The following is a 17,271-nucleotide window of genomic DNA, read 5'->3' on the forward strand; positions in this document are numbered from 1 at the left end:
TATCGCGAAGGAAGAAGAAACGATGATCGAGATCAAGAACCTGCACGCCACGGTGGACGGCAAGGAAATCCTCAAGGGCATCGACCTGACGATCAATCCGGGCGAGGTCCACGCCATCATGGGGCCGAATGGCTCGGGCAAGAGCACGCTCAGCTACGTGCTGGCCGGCCGCGACGGCTACGAGATCACCGAGGGCTCGGTGAGCTTCCTCGGCAAGGACCTGCTGGAGATGGAGCCGGAGGAGCGCGCCGCCGCCGGCCTGTTCCTGGCCTTCCAGTACCCGGTCGAGATCCCCGGCGTCGCCAACACCACCTTCCTGAAGTCCGCCCTGAACGCCATCCGCAAGCAGCGCGGCGAACCGGAGCTGGACGCCATGCAGTTCCTGAAGCTGGTGCGCGAGAAGACCAAGGCCCTGAACATGACCGACGAGATGCTGAAGCGCGCGGTCAACGTCGGCTTCTCCGGCGGCGAGAAGAAGCGGAACGAGACGCTCCAGATGGCCGTCCTCCAGCCGAAATTCGCCATCCTCGACGAGACGGACAGCGGCCTGGACATCGACGCGCTGAAGATCGTGGCCGAGGGCGTGAACGCGCTCCGCTCGCCCGAGCGGTCGATGCTGGTCATCACCCACTACCAGCGCCTGCTCGACTACATCGTGCCGGACCATGTGCACGTGCTGGCCTTCGGCAAGATCCAGCGCTCCGGCGGCAAGGAGCTGGCGCTGGAGCTGGAGAAGAACGGCTACGCCGAGTTCGGCGTGAACGAGGCGGCCTGACCATGGCGACGACGACCCTCACCAAGGCGCCGCGGGGCTACGACCCGGCGGCGGCCAAACCCTTCCTGGAGCAGCTCGACCGGGTCAAGGACGGCCTGCCCGGCGCCGACCTGTCCTGGCTGAACGAGCTGCGCGGCCAGGGCCACGACCGCTTCGCCGCGCTCGGCCTGCCGACCGTGAAGAACGAGTCCTGGCGCTACACCAACCTGCGCGCGCTCGACAAGCTGGCCTTCCAGCCGGCGGCCGCGACCGGCGAGGCGGTCCGCTTCGACGTGCTGCCGACCGTGCGGGCGGACGGCGCGACCGGCCCGCGGCTGGTCTTCGTGGACGGGCGCTTCCGGGCGGAGCTGTCCTCCACCGCCGGCCTGCCGGCGGGGGTCGAGCTGCTGAACCTCGCCGACGCCCTGGCGCGCAAGCCCGATCTGGTGGCCGAGCATCTGGGCCGCATCGCCGCCCCCGACGATCAGCCGCTGGTGGCGCTGAACACCGCCTTCCTGGAGGACGGCCCGGTCCTGCATGTGCCGCGCGGCGTCACGGTGGACGAGACCATCGAGCTGGTCTTCGTCTCCGTCGGCTCCGAGGCGCAGCCCACCGCCTTCCACCCGCGCGGCCTGATCGTCGCGGAGGCGGACTCCCGCGCCGTGATCGTCGAGCATCACGTGGGCCTGGGCTCCTGCACCACCCTGTCGAACGGCGTGACCGAGGTCTTCGTCGGCGCGGGCGCGTCGGTCCACCATTACAAGGTCCAGCGCGAGCACACGGAGTCCTTCCACCTGTCGCACACCGCGGCGAAGGTGGCCGGCAAGGGCGTCTACGACAACTTCATCCTGACCATCGGCGCCAAGCTGTCGCGCAACGAGGTCAACAGCGTCCTCGACGGCGAGGAAGGCGACACGCATGTCAGCGGCGCCTACATGGTGCGCGGCGGCCAGCATGTCGACACCACGACCTTCATCGACCACGCCAAGCCCTGCTGCACCAGCCGCGAGGTCTACAAGGGCGTGATCGACGACCAGGCCCGCGCCGTCTTCCAGGGCAAGATCATCGTCCGCCCCGACGCGCAGAAGACCGACGGCTACCAGCAGAACCGCGCGCTCCTGCTCTCCGACACCGCCGAGATCGACGCGAAGCCGGAGCTGGAGATCTACGCCGACGACGTGAAGTGCAGCCACGGCGCCACGGTGGGCGAGCTGGACGACGACCAGCTCTTCTACCTGCGCGCCCGCGGCATCGACAAGGCGGCTGCCCGCGGCCTGCTGATCGGCGCCTTCCTGTCCGAAGCGCTGGAGGAGATCGCCGAGGAGAGCGTCCGCGACGCCTTCCAGAGCTACGTCGCCGACTGGCAGAACGCGCGCTGAGGAGGGACCCGGAGATGGACACCCAGATCACCCTCCCCGCCTTCGATGTGGAGCGCGTCCGCGCCGACTTCCCCATCCTGTCGCGCACCGTGCACGAGCGGAAGGGCAAGCCCGGCAAGCCGCTCGTCTATCTGGACAGCGCCGCCTCCGCGCAGAAGCCGCGGCAGGTCATCGACGCCATGACCCGCTTCCTGGAGGAGGATTATTCCAACATCCACCGGGGCGTCCATTTCCTGTCGCAGACCGCCACCGACCAGTTCGAGGAGGCCCGCCGCAAGGTCGCCCGCTTCCTGAACGCCCCGTCGGAGCGCAACATCGTCTTCACCCGCAGCGCGACCGAGGCCGTCAACCTCGTCGCCCACAGCTACGGCCGGACCTTCCTGTCGGAAGGCGACGAGATCATCGTCTCGGTCATGGAGCACCACGCCAACATCGTGCCGTGGCAGCTCCTCCAGATGGACAAGGGCGTCCGCATCCGCGTCGTCCCGGTGGACGAGCACGGCGTGCTGGACCTGAACGCCTACGAGCACCTGCTGTCCGACCGCACGAAGCTGGTGGCGATGACCCACTGCTCCAACGTGCTGGGCACGGTGACGCCGGCCAAGATCATCGCCCGCATGGCCCACGAGCGCGGCGTGCCGGTGCTGTTCGACGGCAGCCAGGCCGCCGTGCACGGCGTGGTGGACGTGCAGGACATCGACGCCGACTTTTACATCATGACTGGCCACAAGCTCTACGGCCCGACCGGGACCGGCGTGCTCTACGGCAAGTACGACCTGCTGAAGAAGATGCCTCCCTACCAGGGCGGCGGCGACATGATCGAGAGCGTCAGCTTCGAAGGCACCACCTTCAAGGCTCCCCCGTCCCGCTTCGAGGCCGGCACCCCGGCGATCACCGAGGTCATCGGGCTGGGCGTGGCGCTGGATTACATGGAGACGCTGGGCCGCGAGGCCATCGCGGCGCACGAGCGCGACCTGCTCCAGTACGCCACGCAGCAGCTTTCCCAGATCGACGGCCTGCGCGTCTACGGCACCGCGCCGGGCAAGGGCCCGATCATCTCCTTCACGCTGGAGGGCGTGCACCCGCACGACCTCGGCACCATCGTGGACCAGTACGGCGTCGCCGTCCGCGTCGGCCGCCACTGCGCCGAGCCGCTGATGGAGCGTTTCGGCGTCGGCGCCACGGCGCGGGCCAGCTTCGCCCTTTACAACACGCGGGCGGAGGCCGACGCTCTCGTCGAATCGGTGATCGCGGTGAAGGAGTTCTTCGGAGCATGATGGACGAACTGCGCGAGCTGTACCAGGAAGTGATCCTGGACCACGGCAAGAACCCCCGGAACTTCCGGCATCCCGACGATGCCAACCGGGAGGCCAAGGGCGAGAACCCCATGTGCGGCGACCGCTTCATGGTCTATCTGAAGCTGAAGGACGGGGTGGTCGAGGACGTGGCCTTCCAGGGCCGCGGCTGCGCCATCTCCACCGCCAGCGCGTCCATGATGACCGAGGTGGTCAAGGGCAAGACCGAGGCGGAGGCCAAGGCCCTGTTCGAGACCTTCCACGACCTCTGCACCAAGGACGACCACGAGCATGGCGACCACGGTCCGGTGGACGAGGACGCCATGGAACGGCTGATGGTGCTGTCCGGCGTCCGTCAGTTCCCGGTGCGCGTGAAATGCGCCACCCTCGCTTGGCACGCGATGAACGCGGCCATCGAAGGCGAGGACAAGGCGAGCAGCGAGTAAGTTGCAGGAAACGGTGAAACGCGATGCCCGATGACGCGATCTCCAAGGAAGCCGACGCCGCGGAGGCCAAGCCGATGAACCAGACCGAAGCGGACATGGCGGCGGCCAAGGCCGCCTACGACCCGCGCGCCGCGCTGAGCGAGGCGGTGATCTCGGCGCTGAAGAGCTGCTATGACCCGGAAATCCCCGTGGACATCTGGGAACTCGGCCTGATCTACCGCGTCGACATCGGCCCGAACAACGAGGTCGAGATCGACATGACCCTGACCAGCCCCATGTGCCCGGTGGCCGGCGAGCTGCCGATGCAGGTGCAGCAGGCGGTTGAGTCCGTCGAGGACGTCACCACATGCAAGGTGGAACTGGTTTGGGAACCGCCCTGGCGCCAGGACATGATGTCCGAGGTCGCGCGGGTCCAACTGGACATGTTTTAAGGAGGCGAAGATCCCCCATGGCTACGGCTTCTACGGCTTCTCTCCCCAAGGCCCTTTCCATCACCGACGCCGCGGCTAACCGCGTGAAGGCGCTGATGGCGAAGGCGACCGACGACTACATCGGCCTGCGCATCGGCGTGAAGGCGAAGGGCTGCTCCGGCCTCAGCTACGACGTGCAGTACGCCAAGGAAAAAATGAAGTTCGACGAGGTGGTGGAGGACAAGGGCGTCACCGTCCTGATCGACCCCGCCGCCGTGATGTTCCTGATCGGCAGCGAGATGGACTACGTCGACGACAAGTTCCAGACCGGCTTCGTCTTCAAGAATCCGAACGAGAAGGGCCGCTGCGGCTGCGGCGAGAGCTTCCACGTTTGAGGTCGACTCGGTGTCTCCGGACCATGAAAGCCCCCTCCCACCGGAAGGGGGCTTTTTTCTTGGATCTTCCGAGAGCAACGGCAGCCCTGTCCAACGCCCCTTCGCGTCCCCACTCTCCATGCTAGAGTCCGTTCCCGCGACGCCGACACGGCCAAAACAAGGTTAGAGAAAAGCCCCATGGACAAAGGCACGCCCAAGGCCATCCGCCTCCAGGATTTCCGCCCGCCCGCGCATCTGATCGACACGGTCGACCTGTTCTTCGATCTCGGCGAGGAGGTGACCACGGTCCGCGCGCAGCTCGGGCTACGGCGCAACCCGGCGCGCGTCGACGCGGCGGCAACGCCGCTGACGCTGGACGGGCAGCGGCTGGAACTGGTGTCCGTGGCGCTGAACGGGCAGCCGCTGGGCGAGGCCGACTACACCGTCACGCCGGACCATCTGACCGTCCACAGCGTGCCGGAGAGCTTCACGCTGGAAACGGTCGTCCGCATCAAGCCGCAGGAGAACACGGCGCTGGAGGGGCTCTACAAGTCCTCCGGCAACTTCTGCACCCAGTGCGAGGCGGAAGGATTCCGCAAGATCACCTATTTCGCCGACCGGCCCGACGTGATGGCCCGCTACACCACCACGATCACCGCGGACAAGGCGCGCTATCCGGTGCTGCTGTCCAACGGCAACCTCATCGAATCCGGCGACCTGCCCGACGGGCGGCACCGCGCGGTGTGGGAGGACCCCTTCCCCAAGCCCTGCTACCTGTTCGCCCTGGTCGCCGGCACGCTGGTGCACCAGGAGGACCGCTTCCGCACCATGTCCGGTCGTGACGTGACCCTGCGCATCTATGTCGAGCCGGGGAACGAGGACAAGGTCGACCACGCCATGCGCTCGCTCATCAAGTCGATGCGATGGGACGAGGAGGTCTTCGGGCTGGAGTACGACCTCGACATCTTCAACATCGTCGCGGTCGGCGACTTCAACATGGGGGCGATGGAGAACAAGTCCCTCAACGTCTTCAACACGAAGTATATCCTGGCGAAGCCTGAAACCGCCACCGACCAGGATTTCCTGGGCATCGAGGCGGTGGTGGCCCACGAGTACTTCCACAATTGGACCGGCAACCGCGTCACCTGCCGCGACTGGTTCCAGCTCTCGCTGAAGGAAGGGCTGACCGTCTTCCGCGACCAGGAATTCTCCAGCGACATGAACTCGCGGGCGGTCAAGCGCATCGCCGACGTGCAGCGCCTGCGCACCGTGCAGTTCCCCGAGGATTCCGGCGCCATGGCCCACCCCGTGCGCCCGGACAGTTATGTGGAGATCAACAACTTCTACACCCCCACCGTCTACGACAAGGGGTCGGAAGTCATCCGCATGTACCACACGCTGCTGGGGCCGCAGGGCTTCCGCAAGGGCATGGACCTGTATTTCCAGCGCCACGACGGGCAGGCGGTGACCTGTGACGACTTCGCCGCGGCGATGTCCGACGCCACCGGCGTCGACCTGACCCAGTTCAAGCTCTGGTACCGGCAGGCCGGCACGCCGGAGCTGGACGTGAGCGGCGCCTTTGACGAAGCGGCCAAGACCTACCGGCTGACGGTCCGGCAGACCGTGCCGCCGACCCCCGGCCAGCCGGTGAAGGAGCCGATGTACATCCCGCTGGTCATGGGGCTGCTCGGTCCGGACGGGACCGACCTGCCGCTGCGCCTGACCGGCGAGGCGGAGTCCGCCGGCACCAGCCGCACCCTGCACATCACCCAGGCCGAGCAGACCTTCACCTTCGTGGACGTGCCGGCCCGCCCGGTGCCGTCGCTGCTGCGCGGCTTCTCCGCCCCGGTGAAGCTGCGGGCCGACCTGACGGACGGCGACCTGACCTTCCTGATGGCCAACGACAGCGACGCCTTCAACCGCTGGGAGGCCGGGCAGACGCTGGCGACCCGCCTGCTGCTCTCCCTCGTCGCCGACCGGCAGGCCGGGCGGGAGCTGGCGCTGCCGCAGAGCTTCATCGACGCGGTGGGCGCCGTCCTCAACGACGCCGACCAGGACCCGGCTTTCGCCGCGCAGGCCCTGGTTCTGCCGACCGAGAGCTACCTCGGCACGCAGATGGAGGTGATCGACCCCGACGCCATCCACGCCGTGCGCGAGTTCGCCCGCCGCCGGCTGGCCGAGGCGCTGCGTCCGGGCTGGCTGGACACGCACCGCCGCAACGCTGGCAACGAGCCCTTCTCGGTCGATGCCGCGGCCATCGGCCGGCGGGCGCTCAAGAATCTCTGCCTCGCCTATTTGATGGCGCTGGAGGATGAGGAGGCGCTCGGTCTCTGCCTCGGCCAGTATCGCGGCGCCCAGGCGATGACCGACGTGATGGCGGCGCTGCAGTTCCTCAGCAATTCCGGCGCGCCGGAGCGGGACGAGGCCATCGCCGATTTCTACGAGCGCTGGAAGGGCGAGGCGCTGGTGGTGGACAAGTGGTTCGGCGTGCAGGCGACCTCGCACCGGCCCGACACGCTGGAGCGGGTGACGAAACTGCTCTCCCACCCCGCCTTCGAGATCCGCAACCCAAACAAGGTCTACGCCCTGATCGGCGGCTTCGCGGGCGGCAACCCGGTGCGCTTCCACGACACCAGCGGGGCCGGCTATCGCTTCCTCGCGGATCAGGTCCTGCGGCTCGACCCCATGAATCCGCAGGTGGCGGCCCGCATGGTCGGTCCATTCTCGCGCCTGCGCCGCTACGACGCGACGCGACGCGCCCTGATGAAGGCCGAGCTGGAGCGCATCGTCGCCACGCCGGGCCTGTCGCCGGACGTCTTCGAGGTGGCGAGCAAGAGCCTGGAGGCCGCCGGCTGACCGGACGAGGCTGACGCAAAAGGAAAGGGCCGGAGGGTTTCCCCTCCGGCCCTTCTCCACCCCCGCGCCGAAACGCGGGCGTCTTTACTTCTGCTCGCCCAGGAAGGCGATCAGATCGTCCACCTTGCCGGCGTCCTTGATGCCCGCGAAGGCCATCGTGCCACCCGGAACGACTTCCTTCGGGGCGGTGATGTAGGCCTTCAGGTTGTCCGGGGTCCAGACCAGACCACCGGCGGCCTTCTCCTGCATCGGCTTGGAGTACTTGAAGCCGTCGATCGAGGCGGCCGGGCGGCCGACGACGCCGAACAGCGACGGACCGACCTTGTTCTTGCCCTGCTCGGCGGTGTGGCAGGCCATGCACTGCTTGAAGACGTCCTTACCGGCGGCGGCATCAGCGGCCTGCGCGGCGCCCGCGCCCATGGCAATGCCGGCGATCAGGGCGGCGCCCAGGATATGCTTGTTCATTGGTCAGATTCCCCCTTCCGGATGAGGCCGGCGTTCGGATGCCGGCAGGTTCGGGCGCAGCATACACATTCTGTGGTTAAGGCCAACCCCCCAACGTGTCGCGCCCACAGCACAAACACCAAATACGGGTTATTTCATCCACGCGAGAAGAAGAACAAGAACAGCCACGACTCCGAGCGCCGCCCAGGGAACATAGAAGCCTCCCCGCCCCCGGGCGGCGGGCAGGGGGATGGGGATTTCCGGGGCGGGCGCCGCCACGGCGGGCGTCACCGGTTGGGGCGCGGCGGCGCTGCGGGCCGTCGGCGGCGCGACGGTTCCGGGGACCGGTGCGGCGACCTTGTCAGTGATCGGCTCGGCAACCGGTTCCGGCGGCGGCCCGCCGACCAGGGCCGTGAATCGGTTGAAGAAGTCATCCGCCATCTTCCGCGCCGTGGCGTCCACCAGACGGGACCCGATCTGCGCCAGCTTGCCGCCGACCGTGGCGTTGGCGGTGTAGGACAGGACCGTCGCCGCTTCGCCGTCCGGTTGCAGGGACACCTTGGCGCCGCCCTTGCCGAAGCCGGCGGCCCCGCCGGACCCTTCGCCGGTGATGGTGTAGCCGTTGGGCGGATCGAGGTCGGAGAGCGTCACCTTGCCGGAGAACTTGGCGCTGACCGGCCCCACCTTGGCGACCACCTTGGCGGTGAACTCGGTGTCGGACGTCTTCTGCACCTCCTCGCAGCCGGGAATGCATTGGCGCAGGATCTCCGGGTCGTTCAGCGCCGCCCACACCTTGTCCCGCGGGGCCGTGATGCGCTGGCTGCCGCTCATGTCCATGACCTTGTCCTCCCCTGCCCTTTTTTTACAGCCAAGCCATAGCCGGACGATACGGCAAGGCCGCAACCGGCGACAGCCCCCCTTTCAGCCAGGACGGAACCAGACACTCAGCGCGGGGCTGGCGGAACGCAGTTCTGGACGATGGGCGTGCAGGCGGACAGCGAGGCGTTGCCCGGATAGGACACCTGCTCCACGGTCCCGCCCGGCCCCAGCACGACGGTGGCCTCGCACGAGCCCGGCGAGGAGGAACCGAACGGCAGCCCGAATCCCAGCCCGACGCCAACGCCGCTGGAACCGCCCCCACCGAAGCCGCCGACACCGATGCTGCTGCCGCCGAGCGGGCTGATCGCCACGCCGGGATCGGAGACGTACGTGTAATATTCCCGCCCGCCGGCCTGGGCCTGCCGCGCCGGAACACCGGCGCAGGCGAGCAACCGCTCCTTCGGCATGCCGACCAGTTCGGTCTGGGCCCGCCGGGCGATCTGCGGGTCCGGCCCCGTGGCGCATGACGCCAGGAATGCCCCGGCCATCCCAAGAAGCGCCGCCGTCCCGACCTGCCGAAGCGTCATGACCCTTGTCCTCCCACGCAGCATCGCACGACTGGCACAACCCCGCCCGCCGCTTGCGGTTCCCGGAGAAAGCCGGCTACCTAGACCGGAACGTGTTCCCAACCGATCCCGTTCGGGGTCGATCCTCCCAATGGGACGAGACGCCGGTTTGGGATGAGAGGGCGCTTTGACGGTTGATGGAGCGGAGGATCGTGGTATGACTGGCAAGGGTATGGTTTCGACTAGCGACGGTTCTGCGATGACCACGGTCTATCTCGCGCTTGGCAGCAATTTGGGCGATCGCGCCGCCAATCTGGCGGCCGCGCAGCAACGGCTCGCTCCGCAGGTCCGAATCACGCTGACCTCGCCCGTCTACGAAACCGCCCCGATGTATGTGACCGACCAGCCGGCCTTCCTGAACATGGCGCTGTGCGCCCAGACCGCGCTCGGCCCGTGGGAACTCCTGCGCCACGTCAAGAGCGTCGAGGCGGCGATGGGGCGCGACCTGGAGGGCGGCCCGCGCTTCGGGCCGCGCCCCATCGACATCGACATCCTGTTCTATGGCGGGCTGGTCATGTACGCGCCGGAACTGGAGATTCCCCATCCCCGCATCGCGGAGCGCGCCTTCGTCCTGGCCCCGCTGGCCGACATCGCGGGCGACCTCCAGCACCCGGCGATCGCGCGCAGCGTCGACGATCTGCTGGCCGCCGTGCCGGGCCGCGACACGGTGGTCCGCGCCGGAGTGGAGCGTCCGGTGACGGCCTGACTCCGGAGACGGATCAAGCGGACTGACCTTGCCGAATGGGCGGGCGCCTGCGCTATAGTGGGTGCGGCGCAGCGACGAGGCGGCCGCCCCCGGCGGGGAATGGACCAGGGCCGCCACCCGCCAGGAGATGTTTTTTGGCCAACGATCCCGTTACCCGACCCTCCGGCGCCGATGCTTCCGGCGCTGGGGCGACCTACACCATCCTGCTGCGCGACTTCACCGCCACCGTGTCGCTTGCCGGGCGGTCCGGACGCCCCACCGTCCGCATCAGCCTCGAGTTGAAAGTCAGCCACCCCGGCGTGAGCTTCCCCGACGACATCACCGCGGTCATGTCCTACGAGGACATCGTCGAGGACCTGCGCCGGCTGTGCGCCCAGGAGGCGGTTCCCGGCCCCGACTATCTGGCGGACCGCACGGCCGACTTGTGCCTGGCCCACCCCAAGGTGCGTCACGTGCGCGTCGATGTGGAGCTTTCATCCCCGTTTCCCGACACCGCCGGAGCCGGGGTCACGATCATCCGGAACCGTGACGCGGGCTGCTGACTCCGCCCACCGACCTTCCATCGGGTTAACCACATTGCCGGCATTGGCATGGGCGCGGGGATCAGGCATCAACATTCAGCGCTTTTTTACCCTTGCGCCGATTGTATTCGTTTGTTTCGCGGCGCATCTCTGTTGCGAAATACCGTATCTCGCGTACAATAGAAACAACGCCGCCTCTCGGCCGGCCGGAATGAACAGGGAGGGTAACATGGACCAATTGACGGCTCCGACCCTGTCGGAAATCCTGGACGAGCCCATCATCGTCGCCCTGATGCATCGGGACGGCATGACCGCTGAGACCCTGCGGCAACTTCTCGAACAGGTTGGACGCAATTTGCGCGACCGCGAGGAGCGGGTGGCCGCCTGACCGGGTGGAAACGCGCGGCGGGAGCGGACCGCCGCGGGCGCCGGCCGGCGTTCAGCGGACGGATACGACGCGGAAGGGGTGCTGCTCTCCGTCATGTTCGGTGATGGAGATGTATTCGCCCTCGACCAGCGTATGGCGGTCGAAGCGGAAGATCGGCTCGTCGTCGTCGGTGTCGTCGGCGTCGTAGTCGAACAGCCATCCCTTGCCCCGATGGACCAGATGACCGGACTGCTCGTCCTCCCCGCGCCAGAAGCGGCGGACCGTGCAGGCGGCTTTCTGGCTGCGCCATTCCTCGAGGTCGAGGTGACCGTCGGCGGTCAACGGAGCGGTGAATTCATAGCCATGCTCCGCGCTGCCTTCCGGATGTTCGGCGGTGCGGGCCAGTTCGAGGCGAATCGTCTTCAAGGGCACGGGCATCGTCCTTTGTGCTGGCGGCGGAATGAGACAGCGTGTCGCGGTGGCGCGACGGTTGGGGGAGCGCGCCGTGCGCACTCCCCGCCGCCCCCCCGACGCGAACCCGCCAATGCCAACCGGACGGAGGGCTGGTTGTTCCGCGCCTCCCCTCCTCCCAACGCACCGTCACGGCGCGGATGGGGCGTTTCCTTCCCACGTTCCTTCCCGGCGAGCCTTTGGTCCGCAGGCTCTTTCCGCTTCTACAGCGCCGGGTGCTGGTGCACGAAGCCGTCCAGGACCATCGTCAACTGACGGGCGTGGACGGCCTGCCCATGGCGGCGGGCCCGGTCAATGTCCTCGCGGATGATGCGGGCGATCCGGCGGATGCCTTCGGCGTCGTGGGCGAGGCAGCAGCCCAGCTCCACCGCCAGGATTTCCGGCAGATGCTCATGCTCCGCGATGGCGTCGATTTCCGCTTCGGTCAGATCGCTGAGCGCGATGCAATCGTCGATCGTCAACATGGCGCGTTCCCTTCCCGATTGCCGGGCCTTGCCCGGACCGGAGTCCGGGTGGCCCTTCTGGTTGAAAACCATCGGCGTGGAGGGCGCCGGACAGTGCGGCGCCGCGCGTCGGATCGGAGAAGCCCGGCCTTGCGACAGTGGGGCCCTTTGGTCAGTGGGCCATCAGGACGGGCAGGCTGGCGTGATTCAGCACATAGCGGGTCACGCCACCCAGGATCATTTCCCTCATCCGGCTGTGCCCGTACCCCCCCATCACGAGGAGGTCGGACCCAAGTTCGGCGGCCTTGTTGATGATGGCTTGGCCGACGGGTTCCGATCCCGGCTTCAATATGGTTACCTGAACATTAACGCCGTGCCAAGCGAGATGCTGGGCAATGCGACGACCTGCCGCAGCCTGGGTGTTGGAGGTCTCGGCGGTCAGCACGTGGACGGTGTCGGCGCCGGTCAGGAAGGGCATCGCAGCGGTCAGGGCGCGCACCGATTCGGGGCTGCCGTTCCAGGCGAGCGCCACCGTTCTCCCGATCTCGTCCGGCAGCGTGGCGGGGGCCAGCAGAAGCGGACGGGCCGCCCCCAGCAGGGCGCTTTCCACCGTGGCGTAGGCCTGGGTGTTGCTGTCCAGCGTGGTGTGGGCGAAGACCAGCAGGTCGGCCAGCCGCCCCTCGCGCGGCACCACCTCCTCGACGCGGCCGGTTTCCTCCCGCCACTGGGCGGTCGGCGCCTCGACGCCGGTGGGCATGTCGCGCAGTTCGATGTCCGCGGCGCGGATCACATCGTCGAAGGTGCGGCGGGCGGTGTGGAGGTGGGTCTTCGACTCCCCTTCGGCGGCGCGCATGATCTCCTCGACCATCGCCCCGGACATGCCCTCGCCCAGCATGGGCACGGCGTCGCGCGGATCAAGCGACACGAACAGGGCGTCGACATGGGCGTCGAATTCGCGCGCGATCTTCAGCGCGGCGTTCAAAGCCACCGTGTCGCCGTCGAGTCCGGCCAGCGGCACAAGGATCGTCTTGAATGACATGATCTCCCCCCGGGCCGTTTCCGCCGGCCCATCTTCTGGACGGTGCCTGTCGGAACGGCGGCTGGATGCACCGTTTCCAGCGCCGCGCCGCCCGTAGTCTAGACCATGGGGAACCGGCGGCGCCCGTTCCACCTGGAATTACACCAGTCGCTCCAGCACGGCCGCAAGCGTTTCCCCCGCATCCCTGCCAGCATTCGTACGCAGCCATTCAAGCGGGCCCAGATCATAGACGTCCTGCCGTTCGGCGACCTCCGCCGTCGCGTCGGAGGCGTCGCCGCGGCGGGCGGCGATTCGGGCGATCCGCGTGTCCAGCGGCGCGTCCAACCAGACCCCATCGAATCGCACGCCCACCGCCTCGGCAAGACCGGCGACGGCGGCCCGTTCGTCCGGGCGGGCGTGGACAGCGTCCAGCACCACGGCGTGCCCGGCGGTCAGCACGATCCGCGCCCGCTCCAGAAGCCCGGCATAAACCCTTCCGGTCATCGCCGGCGTGTAGGAGTCGGCGGGGAGCCGCTCGGTCTCAGCCACGCCGTTGAGGCGCTTGCGCAGCGCGTCGGAGCGCAGGACGACGGCACCGGGCGACGCTCCCAGCGACGGCGCCAGGGCGCGGGCCAGCCGGGTCTTTCCGCTGCCGGACAGGCCGCCGACGGCGACCAGCCGCGGCGGCGGCGGCTCCAACGCCGCAAGGGCCTGATCCAGATAGGCGATCGCCTCCCGTTCCAACGCCCGCGCCGCCTCCCCGCCGGGGCGGAGGGCCGCCGTCGTGGCGGCGATCTTGGCGCGGATGGCGGCCCGCGCCGACAAGAACAGGGGCAGCGGCGCCAGGGCGCCATAGTCCTCCGTCATGTCCAGGCTGCGGTTGAGGACGGCGTTGCCCAGCGGGCGAAGCCCACGCCGCTCCAGGTCCATCAGCAGGAAGGCGAGATCATAGGCGACGTCGATGACCGCCAGCCGCTCGTCGAACTCGATGCCGTCGAACAAGACCGGCTTCCCGTCCAGCCTGACGATGTTCCGCAGATGCAGGTCGCCATGGCAATGCCGGACGCAACCGCCGCGCCGCCGCTCCTCCAGCAGCGGGGCCAGCCGCTCCAGCGCCGCCGCCGACACCCAGGCCAGCCGCTCCACGCGCTCCGGCGGGAACAGGGACGCGTTGGCGCGCAACTCGGCGATGTTCCCCTCGACCACCTCCCGCATCGCCGCCGCCCCGCCGCCGTCCGGTCGCGGCTCGGCTGTCTGGTGAAAGGCGGTCACGGCGTCGGCCAAGCCGCGAGCCAGCGCCTCGTCGAGACCGCCCCGCTCCGCCACCCGGTCCAGCAGGTCGTCCTGGGAAAAGCGGCGCATCACGACCAGCCAGTCCAGCGCGGTTCCACCCGCCGCATCCTCGCCGCCGAAGGCGAGCGCTCCGTCCGCCCGCCGCACCACCGACTCCAGGCCGAGATAAAGGGATGGCGCCGTCCGCCGGTTCAGGCGCAGCTCCTCCAGGCAGGCCGCGCGCCGCCGCGCCGGCGTCGAGTAGTCCAGGTAGGGATAGCGCACCGCGCGCTTCAGCTTGTAGGCCCGGTCGCCCGCCAGGAAGACGATGGCCGCGTGGGTTTCGACGCGCTCCACCGCCGCCCCGCCGTGGCTCGCCGGATCGGCGAGGAAGGCGGCCACCATCGGCGTCGAACCCGGCGCTAGGTCCTGCTTCGGATCGGGTACGGCGTGCTGCATGAGGGCAGTCTAGCACGCTCCCCAGACCCCCGATGAGCCCCGCCAACCGCCTAGGCCGTCACAAACAGGGCAGCCCTGCCACCATTGACGCGGAGGAGGCCGCGCACGACATCTGGGAGTAGCCACCTTACGCCCTTGCGCGGGGGTGCGGTGCAACGCGTAATGCCACAACCGTGCCGGGATCGGACGCGGTAGGCTGGAGCAGCCGGAGTAGGACGGTCAACGATCGATCGGGAGCAGGCCGCCGTGCGTCATGGGACCTCGTGCCTCTGTCTGGTGGTTGCCGTGGCGGGCCTCGCGCTCTCCGGTTCCGCCGGCGCGCAGACCGTCTCCACGCCCGAAGACCGGATCGGCAACTGGAAGATCGGCGGCCTTGCCTACAGCGTCGGGGAAACGCCGGACACCAAGGTGTCGGACCTGCACAACAAGATCCGCATCGGCTCCTCCCTCCTGCCCAAGCTCGACGGCTACGCGGAGGTGCGCCCCTGGGTCGCCCTCGGCCCCAGCGCGCCGGACGGCAGCCTGCACGGCATGGGCGGCATCCTGATCGACGTGCCGCTGGGTGGGTCCTCCTTCGTCTTCACGCCCAGCTTCGGCGCCGGAACCCTGCCGGTCACGCCCCGCGATCCGGCGGCGACGGGCAGCGTGGTCGAGTTCCGCTCGCAGCTCGAACTCGGCTACCAGTTCGAAAACAAGGCCCGCTTCAGCCTCGGCTACAGCCGCATCGACACCAGCGGTCCGGCCGCCGACGCCGCCGCACCGGCCAACAACGTCTTCGGATTCTATTACCGCATGCCGTTCGGAGCCTTCACCGGACGCTGAATCCCCATCGGTTGTTTTGCAGCGCAGCATGGCCATCCGCGAATCACTTGGCCTTTGTTCTGACGCGGAGGCTGCGCAAAGGGGTTGGCAATACTCGCCTTAACCACTTGTTAATGACGGCTGGTTCTATTGACCTCGGGGACCAACGCCGGGGATTCGATCATGGCCAAGCGCAAGACCGCCACCGCAAAGACCGTCGAAGCCACTCCGTCGCTTGAAGCGGCCGAGGCGCTCGCCACCGACACCGGGGCGGAAATCGTCCTGAACACCAATTTCGCGGCCATCGAGCAGGACGCGGTCGCCTTGCTGCATGCCGCCAGCCTGCTGGTCGAAGCCGACACGCCGGAAAAGGCGAACCACGCGCTGGACCACAACCTGCGCCTCTGGGTCGCCATCAAGACGGTGCTCCAGAACGAGGAGAACACCCTCGACTCCGAGGTGAAGGCGAACCTGCGCAACCTCGCGCAGTACGTCACCGTCACCACCATGGAAGCGACCACGGGCTCCATCGAGACGCGCAAGCTGGTCTCGCTGTCGCGCATCAACATGCACATCGCGGAAGGCCTGCTGCACGGCCAGAAGACCCGCATGGTGCAGGAGCGCGCCTATGAGATCTGGGAGCGCGAGGGCCGCCCGAACGGGCGCGAGATGGACCATTGGCTGCTGGCCGAAGCCGAGATCGCCGATCTGATGAACAACCGCTGACCGGTTGGCAACGTCCGGATCGGCATGGCGCCGCAATCCGGCCATTCCGCCAGGACATGACCACCCGCGTCGCGGCAACGTGACGCGGGTGGTTGCGCTTGATAGCATTCGGGCGTGACCGCGCCTCCCCTCTCCCCCGCCCCCGCCCGTCCCGCGACGCCCCGCCACATCCGCGTGGAGAACATACCGCTCGGCATCGTCATGATGCTGGGGTCGGTGCTGCTCTTCTCCGTGATGAACGTGCTGGTGAAGCTGCTCTCGGAGACGTACCCCGTCATCGAGGTGACCTTCTTCCGCAACGCCATGGCGCTGATCCCCGTGGCGGTGGTCATCTCGCTTCAGGGCGGGTGGATCGACAACCTGCGCACCGAGCGGCCGATGGGGCATGTCTGGCGGTCGGTCGTCGGGCTGACCGCGATGTCGCTGACCTTCTGGTCGTTCAACCTGTTGCCCCTGGGCGACGCGGTGGCGCTGAACTTCTCGGCTCCGCTCTTCCTCACCGCCCTGTCGGTGCCGCTGCTCGGCGAGAAGGTCGGCATCCACCGGTGGAGCGCGGTGATGGTCGGCTTCGTCGGCGTCCTCATCATGGTCCAGCCGTCCGGCGAGATGCTGACGCATCTGGGCGCCCTGGTCGCCCTCGGGGCCGCCTTCTGCCAGTCCTTCGCGATGGTGGCGATCCGTCAGCTCAGCAAGACTGAACGCGCCAACACCATCGTCTTCTACTTCACGGCCATCACCACGCTGATCCTGGCGCTGGTCATGCCCTTCGTGTGGGTCACCCCGCGCAGCCTGACCGATCTCGCGCTGCTGTCGGCCACCGGCGTGCTGGGGGGCGGTGCGCAGCTGTTCCTGACCCGGGCCTATTCGTTGGCTCCGGCGGCGGTGGTCGCGCCCTTCAACTACGCCGCGCTGCTGTGGGCCGTGCTGTTCGGCTGGCTGCTGTGGAGCGAGATGCCGACCCTGCACATGGTGTCGGGCGCCGCCGTGGTGGCGGTGAGCGGCCTCTACATCCTGCACCGCGAGACCCGCCGCCGCCTTCCTCCCAGCCCGCCCGCGATGAGCGGCGGCGGCGACTGACCTCCAA

Annotated in this window: 20 protein-coding genes; 13 read left to right on the top strand and 7 right to left on the bottom strand. The window is 68.2% G+C overall.

From position 1 onward, the window contains the following. Positions 1–22 precede the first annotated feature (22 nt). From sufC to pepN, 7 genes are all read left to right on the top strand, one after another. A complete protein-coding gene (gene sufC / locus ABVN73_RS17390) occupies positions 23–775 on the top strand; it encodes a Fe-S cluster assembly ATPase SufC (RefSeq protein WP_353859549.1) in 753 nt (250 codons plus the stop codon). A 2-nt stretch (positions 776–777) separates the two neighbouring features. Beyond that, positions 778–2,133 carry a Fe-S cluster assembly protein SufD gene (gene sufD, locus ABVN73_RS17395; protein WP_353859550.1) on the top strand — a complete coding sequence of 452 codons (1,356 nt, stop codon included), beginning with the start codon at positions 778–780 and terminating at the stop codon, positions 2,131–2,133. A 14-nt stretch (positions 2,134–2,147) separates the two neighbouring features. Then, the gene (locus ABVN73_RS17400; RefSeq protein WP_353859551.1) at positions 2,148–3,410 is read left to right on the top strand and encodes a cysteine desulfurase; all 1,263 of its coding nucleotides are present in this window, start codon (positions 2,148–2,150) and stop codon (positions 3,408–3,410) included. Next, the gene (gene sufU / locus ABVN73_RS17405; protein ID WP_109069516.1) at positions 3,407–3,874 is read left to right on the top strand and encodes a Fe-S cluster assembly sulfur transfer protein SufU; all 468 of its coding nucleotides are present in this window, start codon (positions 3,407–3,409) and stop codon (positions 3,872–3,874) included. Before ABVN73_RS17400 ends, sufU begins: the two co-directional genes overlap by 4 nt. 23 nt (positions 3,875–3,897) lie before the next feature. Further along, positions 3,898–4,305 carry an iron-sulfur cluster assembly protein gene (locus ABVN73_RS17410; protein WP_014197142.1) on the top strand — a complete coding sequence of 136 codons (408 nt, stop codon included), beginning with the start codon at positions 3,898–3,900 and terminating at the stop codon, positions 4,303–4,305. A gap of 17 nt (positions 4,306–4,322) precedes the next feature. Further along, positions 4,323–4,679, top strand: a complete 357-nt coding sequence (locus ABVN73_RS17415) for an iron-sulfur cluster assembly accessory protein (protein ID WP_353859552.1) — start codon at positions 4,323–4,325, stop codon at positions 4,677–4,679. Positions 4,680–4,856: 177 nt separating this feature from the next. Beyond that, on the top strand, positions 4,857–7,514 hold the full coding sequence (pepN, locus tag ABVN73_RS17420) for an aminopeptidase N (protein WP_353859553.1): 2,658 nt from the start codon (positions 4,857–4,859) through the stop codon (positions 7,512–7,514). An 84-nt stretch (positions 7,515–7,598) separates the two neighbouring features. Here the strand turns inward: pepN and ABVN73_RS17425 are convergent, their stop codons facing one another. The 3 genes from ABVN73_RS17425 to ABVN73_RS17435 form a co-directional block, all read right to left on the bottom strand. Continuing rightward, positions 7,599–7,979 carry a cytochrome c family protein gene (locus ABVN73_RS17425; RefSeq protein WP_035676169.1) on the bottom strand — a complete coding sequence of 127 codons (381 nt, stop codon included), beginning with the start codon at positions 7,977–7,979 and terminating at the stop codon, positions 7,599–7,601. 129 nt (positions 7,980–8,108) lie between these two features. Then, positions 8,109–8,795, bottom strand: coding sequence for an SRPBCC domain-containing protein (locus tag ABVN73_RS17430; RefSeq protein WP_353859554.1), 687 nt, complete (start codon positions 8,793–8,795; stop codon positions 8,109–8,111). A gap of 107 nt (positions 8,796–8,902) precedes the next feature. Further along, a complete protein-coding gene (locus ABVN73_RS17435) occupies positions 8,903–9,364 on the bottom strand; it encodes a hypothetical protein (protein WP_353859555.1) in 462 nt (153 codons plus the stop codon). A 238-nt stretch (positions 9,365–9,602) separates the two neighbouring features. Between ABVN73_RS17435 and folK the strand changes: the two genes are divergently transcribed. The 3 genes from folK (at position 9,603) to ABVN73_RS17450 (ending at position 11,018) form a co-directional block, all read left to right on the top strand. Then, complete coding sequence (gene folK, locus ABVN73_RS17440; protein WP_353859556.1) at positions 9,603–10,109, top strand: 2-amino-4-hydroxy-6-hydroxymethyldihydropteridine diphosphokinase; 507 nt, start codon at positions 9,603–9,605, stop codon at positions 10,107–10,109. A 134-nt stretch (positions 10,110–10,243) separates the two neighbouring features. Continuing rightward, positions 10,244–10,651: a hypothetical protein gene (locus ABVN73_RS17445; RefSeq protein WP_353859557.1), complete on the top strand. Its 408-nt coding sequence runs from the start codon at positions 10,244–10,246 to the stop codon at positions 10,649–10,651. A 208-nt stretch (positions 10,652–10,859) separates the two neighbouring features. Further along, positions 10,860–11,018, top strand: coding sequence for a hypothetical protein (locus ABVN73_RS17450; protein ID WP_353859558.1), 159 nt, complete (start codon positions 10,860–10,862; stop codon positions 11,016–11,018). A gap of 51 nt (positions 11,019–11,069) precedes the next feature. Here the strand turns inward: ABVN73_RS17450 and ABVN73_RS17455 are convergent, their stop codons facing one another. The 4 genes from ABVN73_RS17455 to ABVN73_RS17470 form a co-directional block, all read right to left on the bottom strand. Beyond that, on the bottom strand, positions 11,070–11,429 hold the full coding sequence (locus ABVN73_RS17455) for a hypothetical protein (protein WP_353859559.1): 360 nt from the start codon (positions 11,427–11,429) through the stop codon (positions 11,070–11,072). 242 nt (positions 11,430–11,671) lie between these two features. Next, a complete protein-coding gene (locus ABVN73_RS17460) occupies positions 11,672–11,932 on the bottom strand; it encodes a hypothetical protein (protein ID WP_353859560.1) in 261 nt (86 codons plus the stop codon). Positions 11,933–12,083: 151 nt separating this feature from the next. Beyond that, on the bottom strand, positions 12,084–12,950 hold the full coding sequence (locus tag ABVN73_RS17465; RefSeq protein WP_353859561.1) for a universal stress protein: 867 nt from the start codon (positions 12,948–12,950) through the stop codon (positions 12,084–12,086). A 138-nt stretch (positions 12,951–13,088) separates the two neighbouring features. Beyond that, positions 13,089–14,660, bottom strand: coding sequence for an AAA family ATPase (locus ABVN73_RS17470; RefSeq protein WP_353859562.1), 1,572 nt, complete (start codon positions 14,658–14,660; stop codon positions 13,089–13,091). A gap of 285 nt (positions 14,661–14,945) precedes the next feature. Between ABVN73_RS17470 and ABVN73_RS17475 the strand changes: the two genes are divergently transcribed. The 3 genes from ABVN73_RS17475 to ABVN73_RS17485 all read left to right on the top strand — a co-directional run bounded on the left by ABVN73_RS17475 (position 14,946) and on the right by ABVN73_RS17485 (position 17,264). Further along, positions 14,946–15,482 (top strand): acyloxyacyl hydrolase, encoded by a 537-nt coding sequence (locus ABVN73_RS17475; protein WP_353859563.1) that lies wholly within the window; start codon positions 14,946–14,948, stop codon positions 15,480–15,482. 162 nt (positions 15,483–15,644) lie between these two features. Further along, complete coding sequence (locus ABVN73_RS17480; protein WP_353859564.1) at positions 15,645–16,187, top strand: DUF2934 domain-containing protein; 543 nt, start codon at positions 15,645–15,647, stop codon at positions 16,185–16,187. Between the two features lie 114 nt (positions 16,188–16,301). Then, a complete protein-coding gene (locus ABVN73_RS17485) occupies positions 16,302–17,264 on the top strand; it encodes a DMT family transporter (RefSeq protein ID WP_353859565.1) in 963 nt (320 codons plus the stop codon). Positions 17,265–17,271: the final 7 nt, after the last annotated feature.

It is taken from the genome of Azospirillum formosense (assembly GCF_040500525.1).
Taxonomy (GTDB): Bacteria; Pseudomonadota; Alphaproteobacteria; order Azospirillales; family Azospirillaceae; genus Azospirillum; species Azospirillum formosense_A.

Coding starts and splice junctions, on each gene's coding strand:
- ABVN73_RS17425 (WP_035676169.1), bottom strand. CDS start 7,979: ATGAACAAGCATATCCTGGGCGCCGCCCTGATCGCCGGCATTGCCATG.
- ABVN73_RS17465 (WP_353859561.1), bottom strand. CDS start 12,950: ATGTCATTCAAGACGATCCTTGTGCCGCTGGCCGGACTCGACGGCGAC.
- ABVN73_RS17450 (WP_353859558.1), top strand. CDS start 10,860: ATGGACCAATTGACGGCTCCGACCCTGTCGGAAATCCTGGACGAGCCC.
- ABVN73_RS17415 (WP_353859552.1), top strand. CDS start 4,323: ATGGCTACGGCTTCTACGGCTTCTCTCCCCAAGGCCCTTTCCATCACC.
- ABVN73_RS17410 (WP_014197142.1), top strand. CDS start 3,898: ATGCCCGATGACGCGATCTCCAAGGAAGCCGACGCCGCGGAGGCCAAG.
- ABVN73_RS17430 (WP_353859554.1), bottom strand. CDS start 8,795: ATGGACATGAGCGGCAGCCAGCGCATCACGGCCCCGCGGGACAAGGTG.
- ABVN73_RS17460 (WP_353859560.1), bottom strand. CDS start 11,932: ATGTTGACGATCGACGATTGCATCGCGCTCAGCGATCTGACCGAAGCG.
- ABVN73_RS17400 (WP_353859551.1), top strand. CDS start 2,148: ATGGACACCCAGATCACCCTCCCCGCCTTCGATGTGGAGCGCGTCCGC.
- sufU (WP_109069516.1), top strand. CDS start 3,407: ATGATGGACGAACTGCGCGAGCTGTACCAGGAAGTGATCCTGGACCAC.
- ABVN73_RS17435 (WP_353859555.1), bottom strand. CDS start 9,364: ATGACGCTTCGGCAGGTCGGGACGGCGGCGCTTCTTGGGATGGCCGGG.
- ABVN73_RS17470 (WP_353859562.1), bottom strand. CDS start 14,660: ATGCAGCACGCCGTACCCGATCCGAAGCAGGACCTAGCGCCGGGTTCG.
- sufC (WP_353859549.1), top strand. CDS start 23: ATGATCGAGATCAAGAACCTGCACGCCACGGTGGACGGCAAGGAAATC.
- sufD (WP_353859550.1), top strand. CDS start 778: ATGGCGACGACGACCCTCACCAAGGCGCCGCGGGGCTACGACCCGGCG.
- folK (WP_353859556.1), top strand. CDS start 9,603: ATGACCACGGTCTATCTCGCGCTTGGCAGCAATTTGGGCGATCGCGCC.
- pepN (WP_353859553.1), top strand. CDS start 4,857: ATGGACAAAGGCACGCCCAAGGCCATCCGCCTCCAGGATTTCCGCCCG.
- ABVN73_RS17480 (WP_353859564.1), top strand. CDS start 15,645: ATGGCCAAGCGCAAGACCGCCACCGCAAAGACCGTCGAAGCCACTCCG.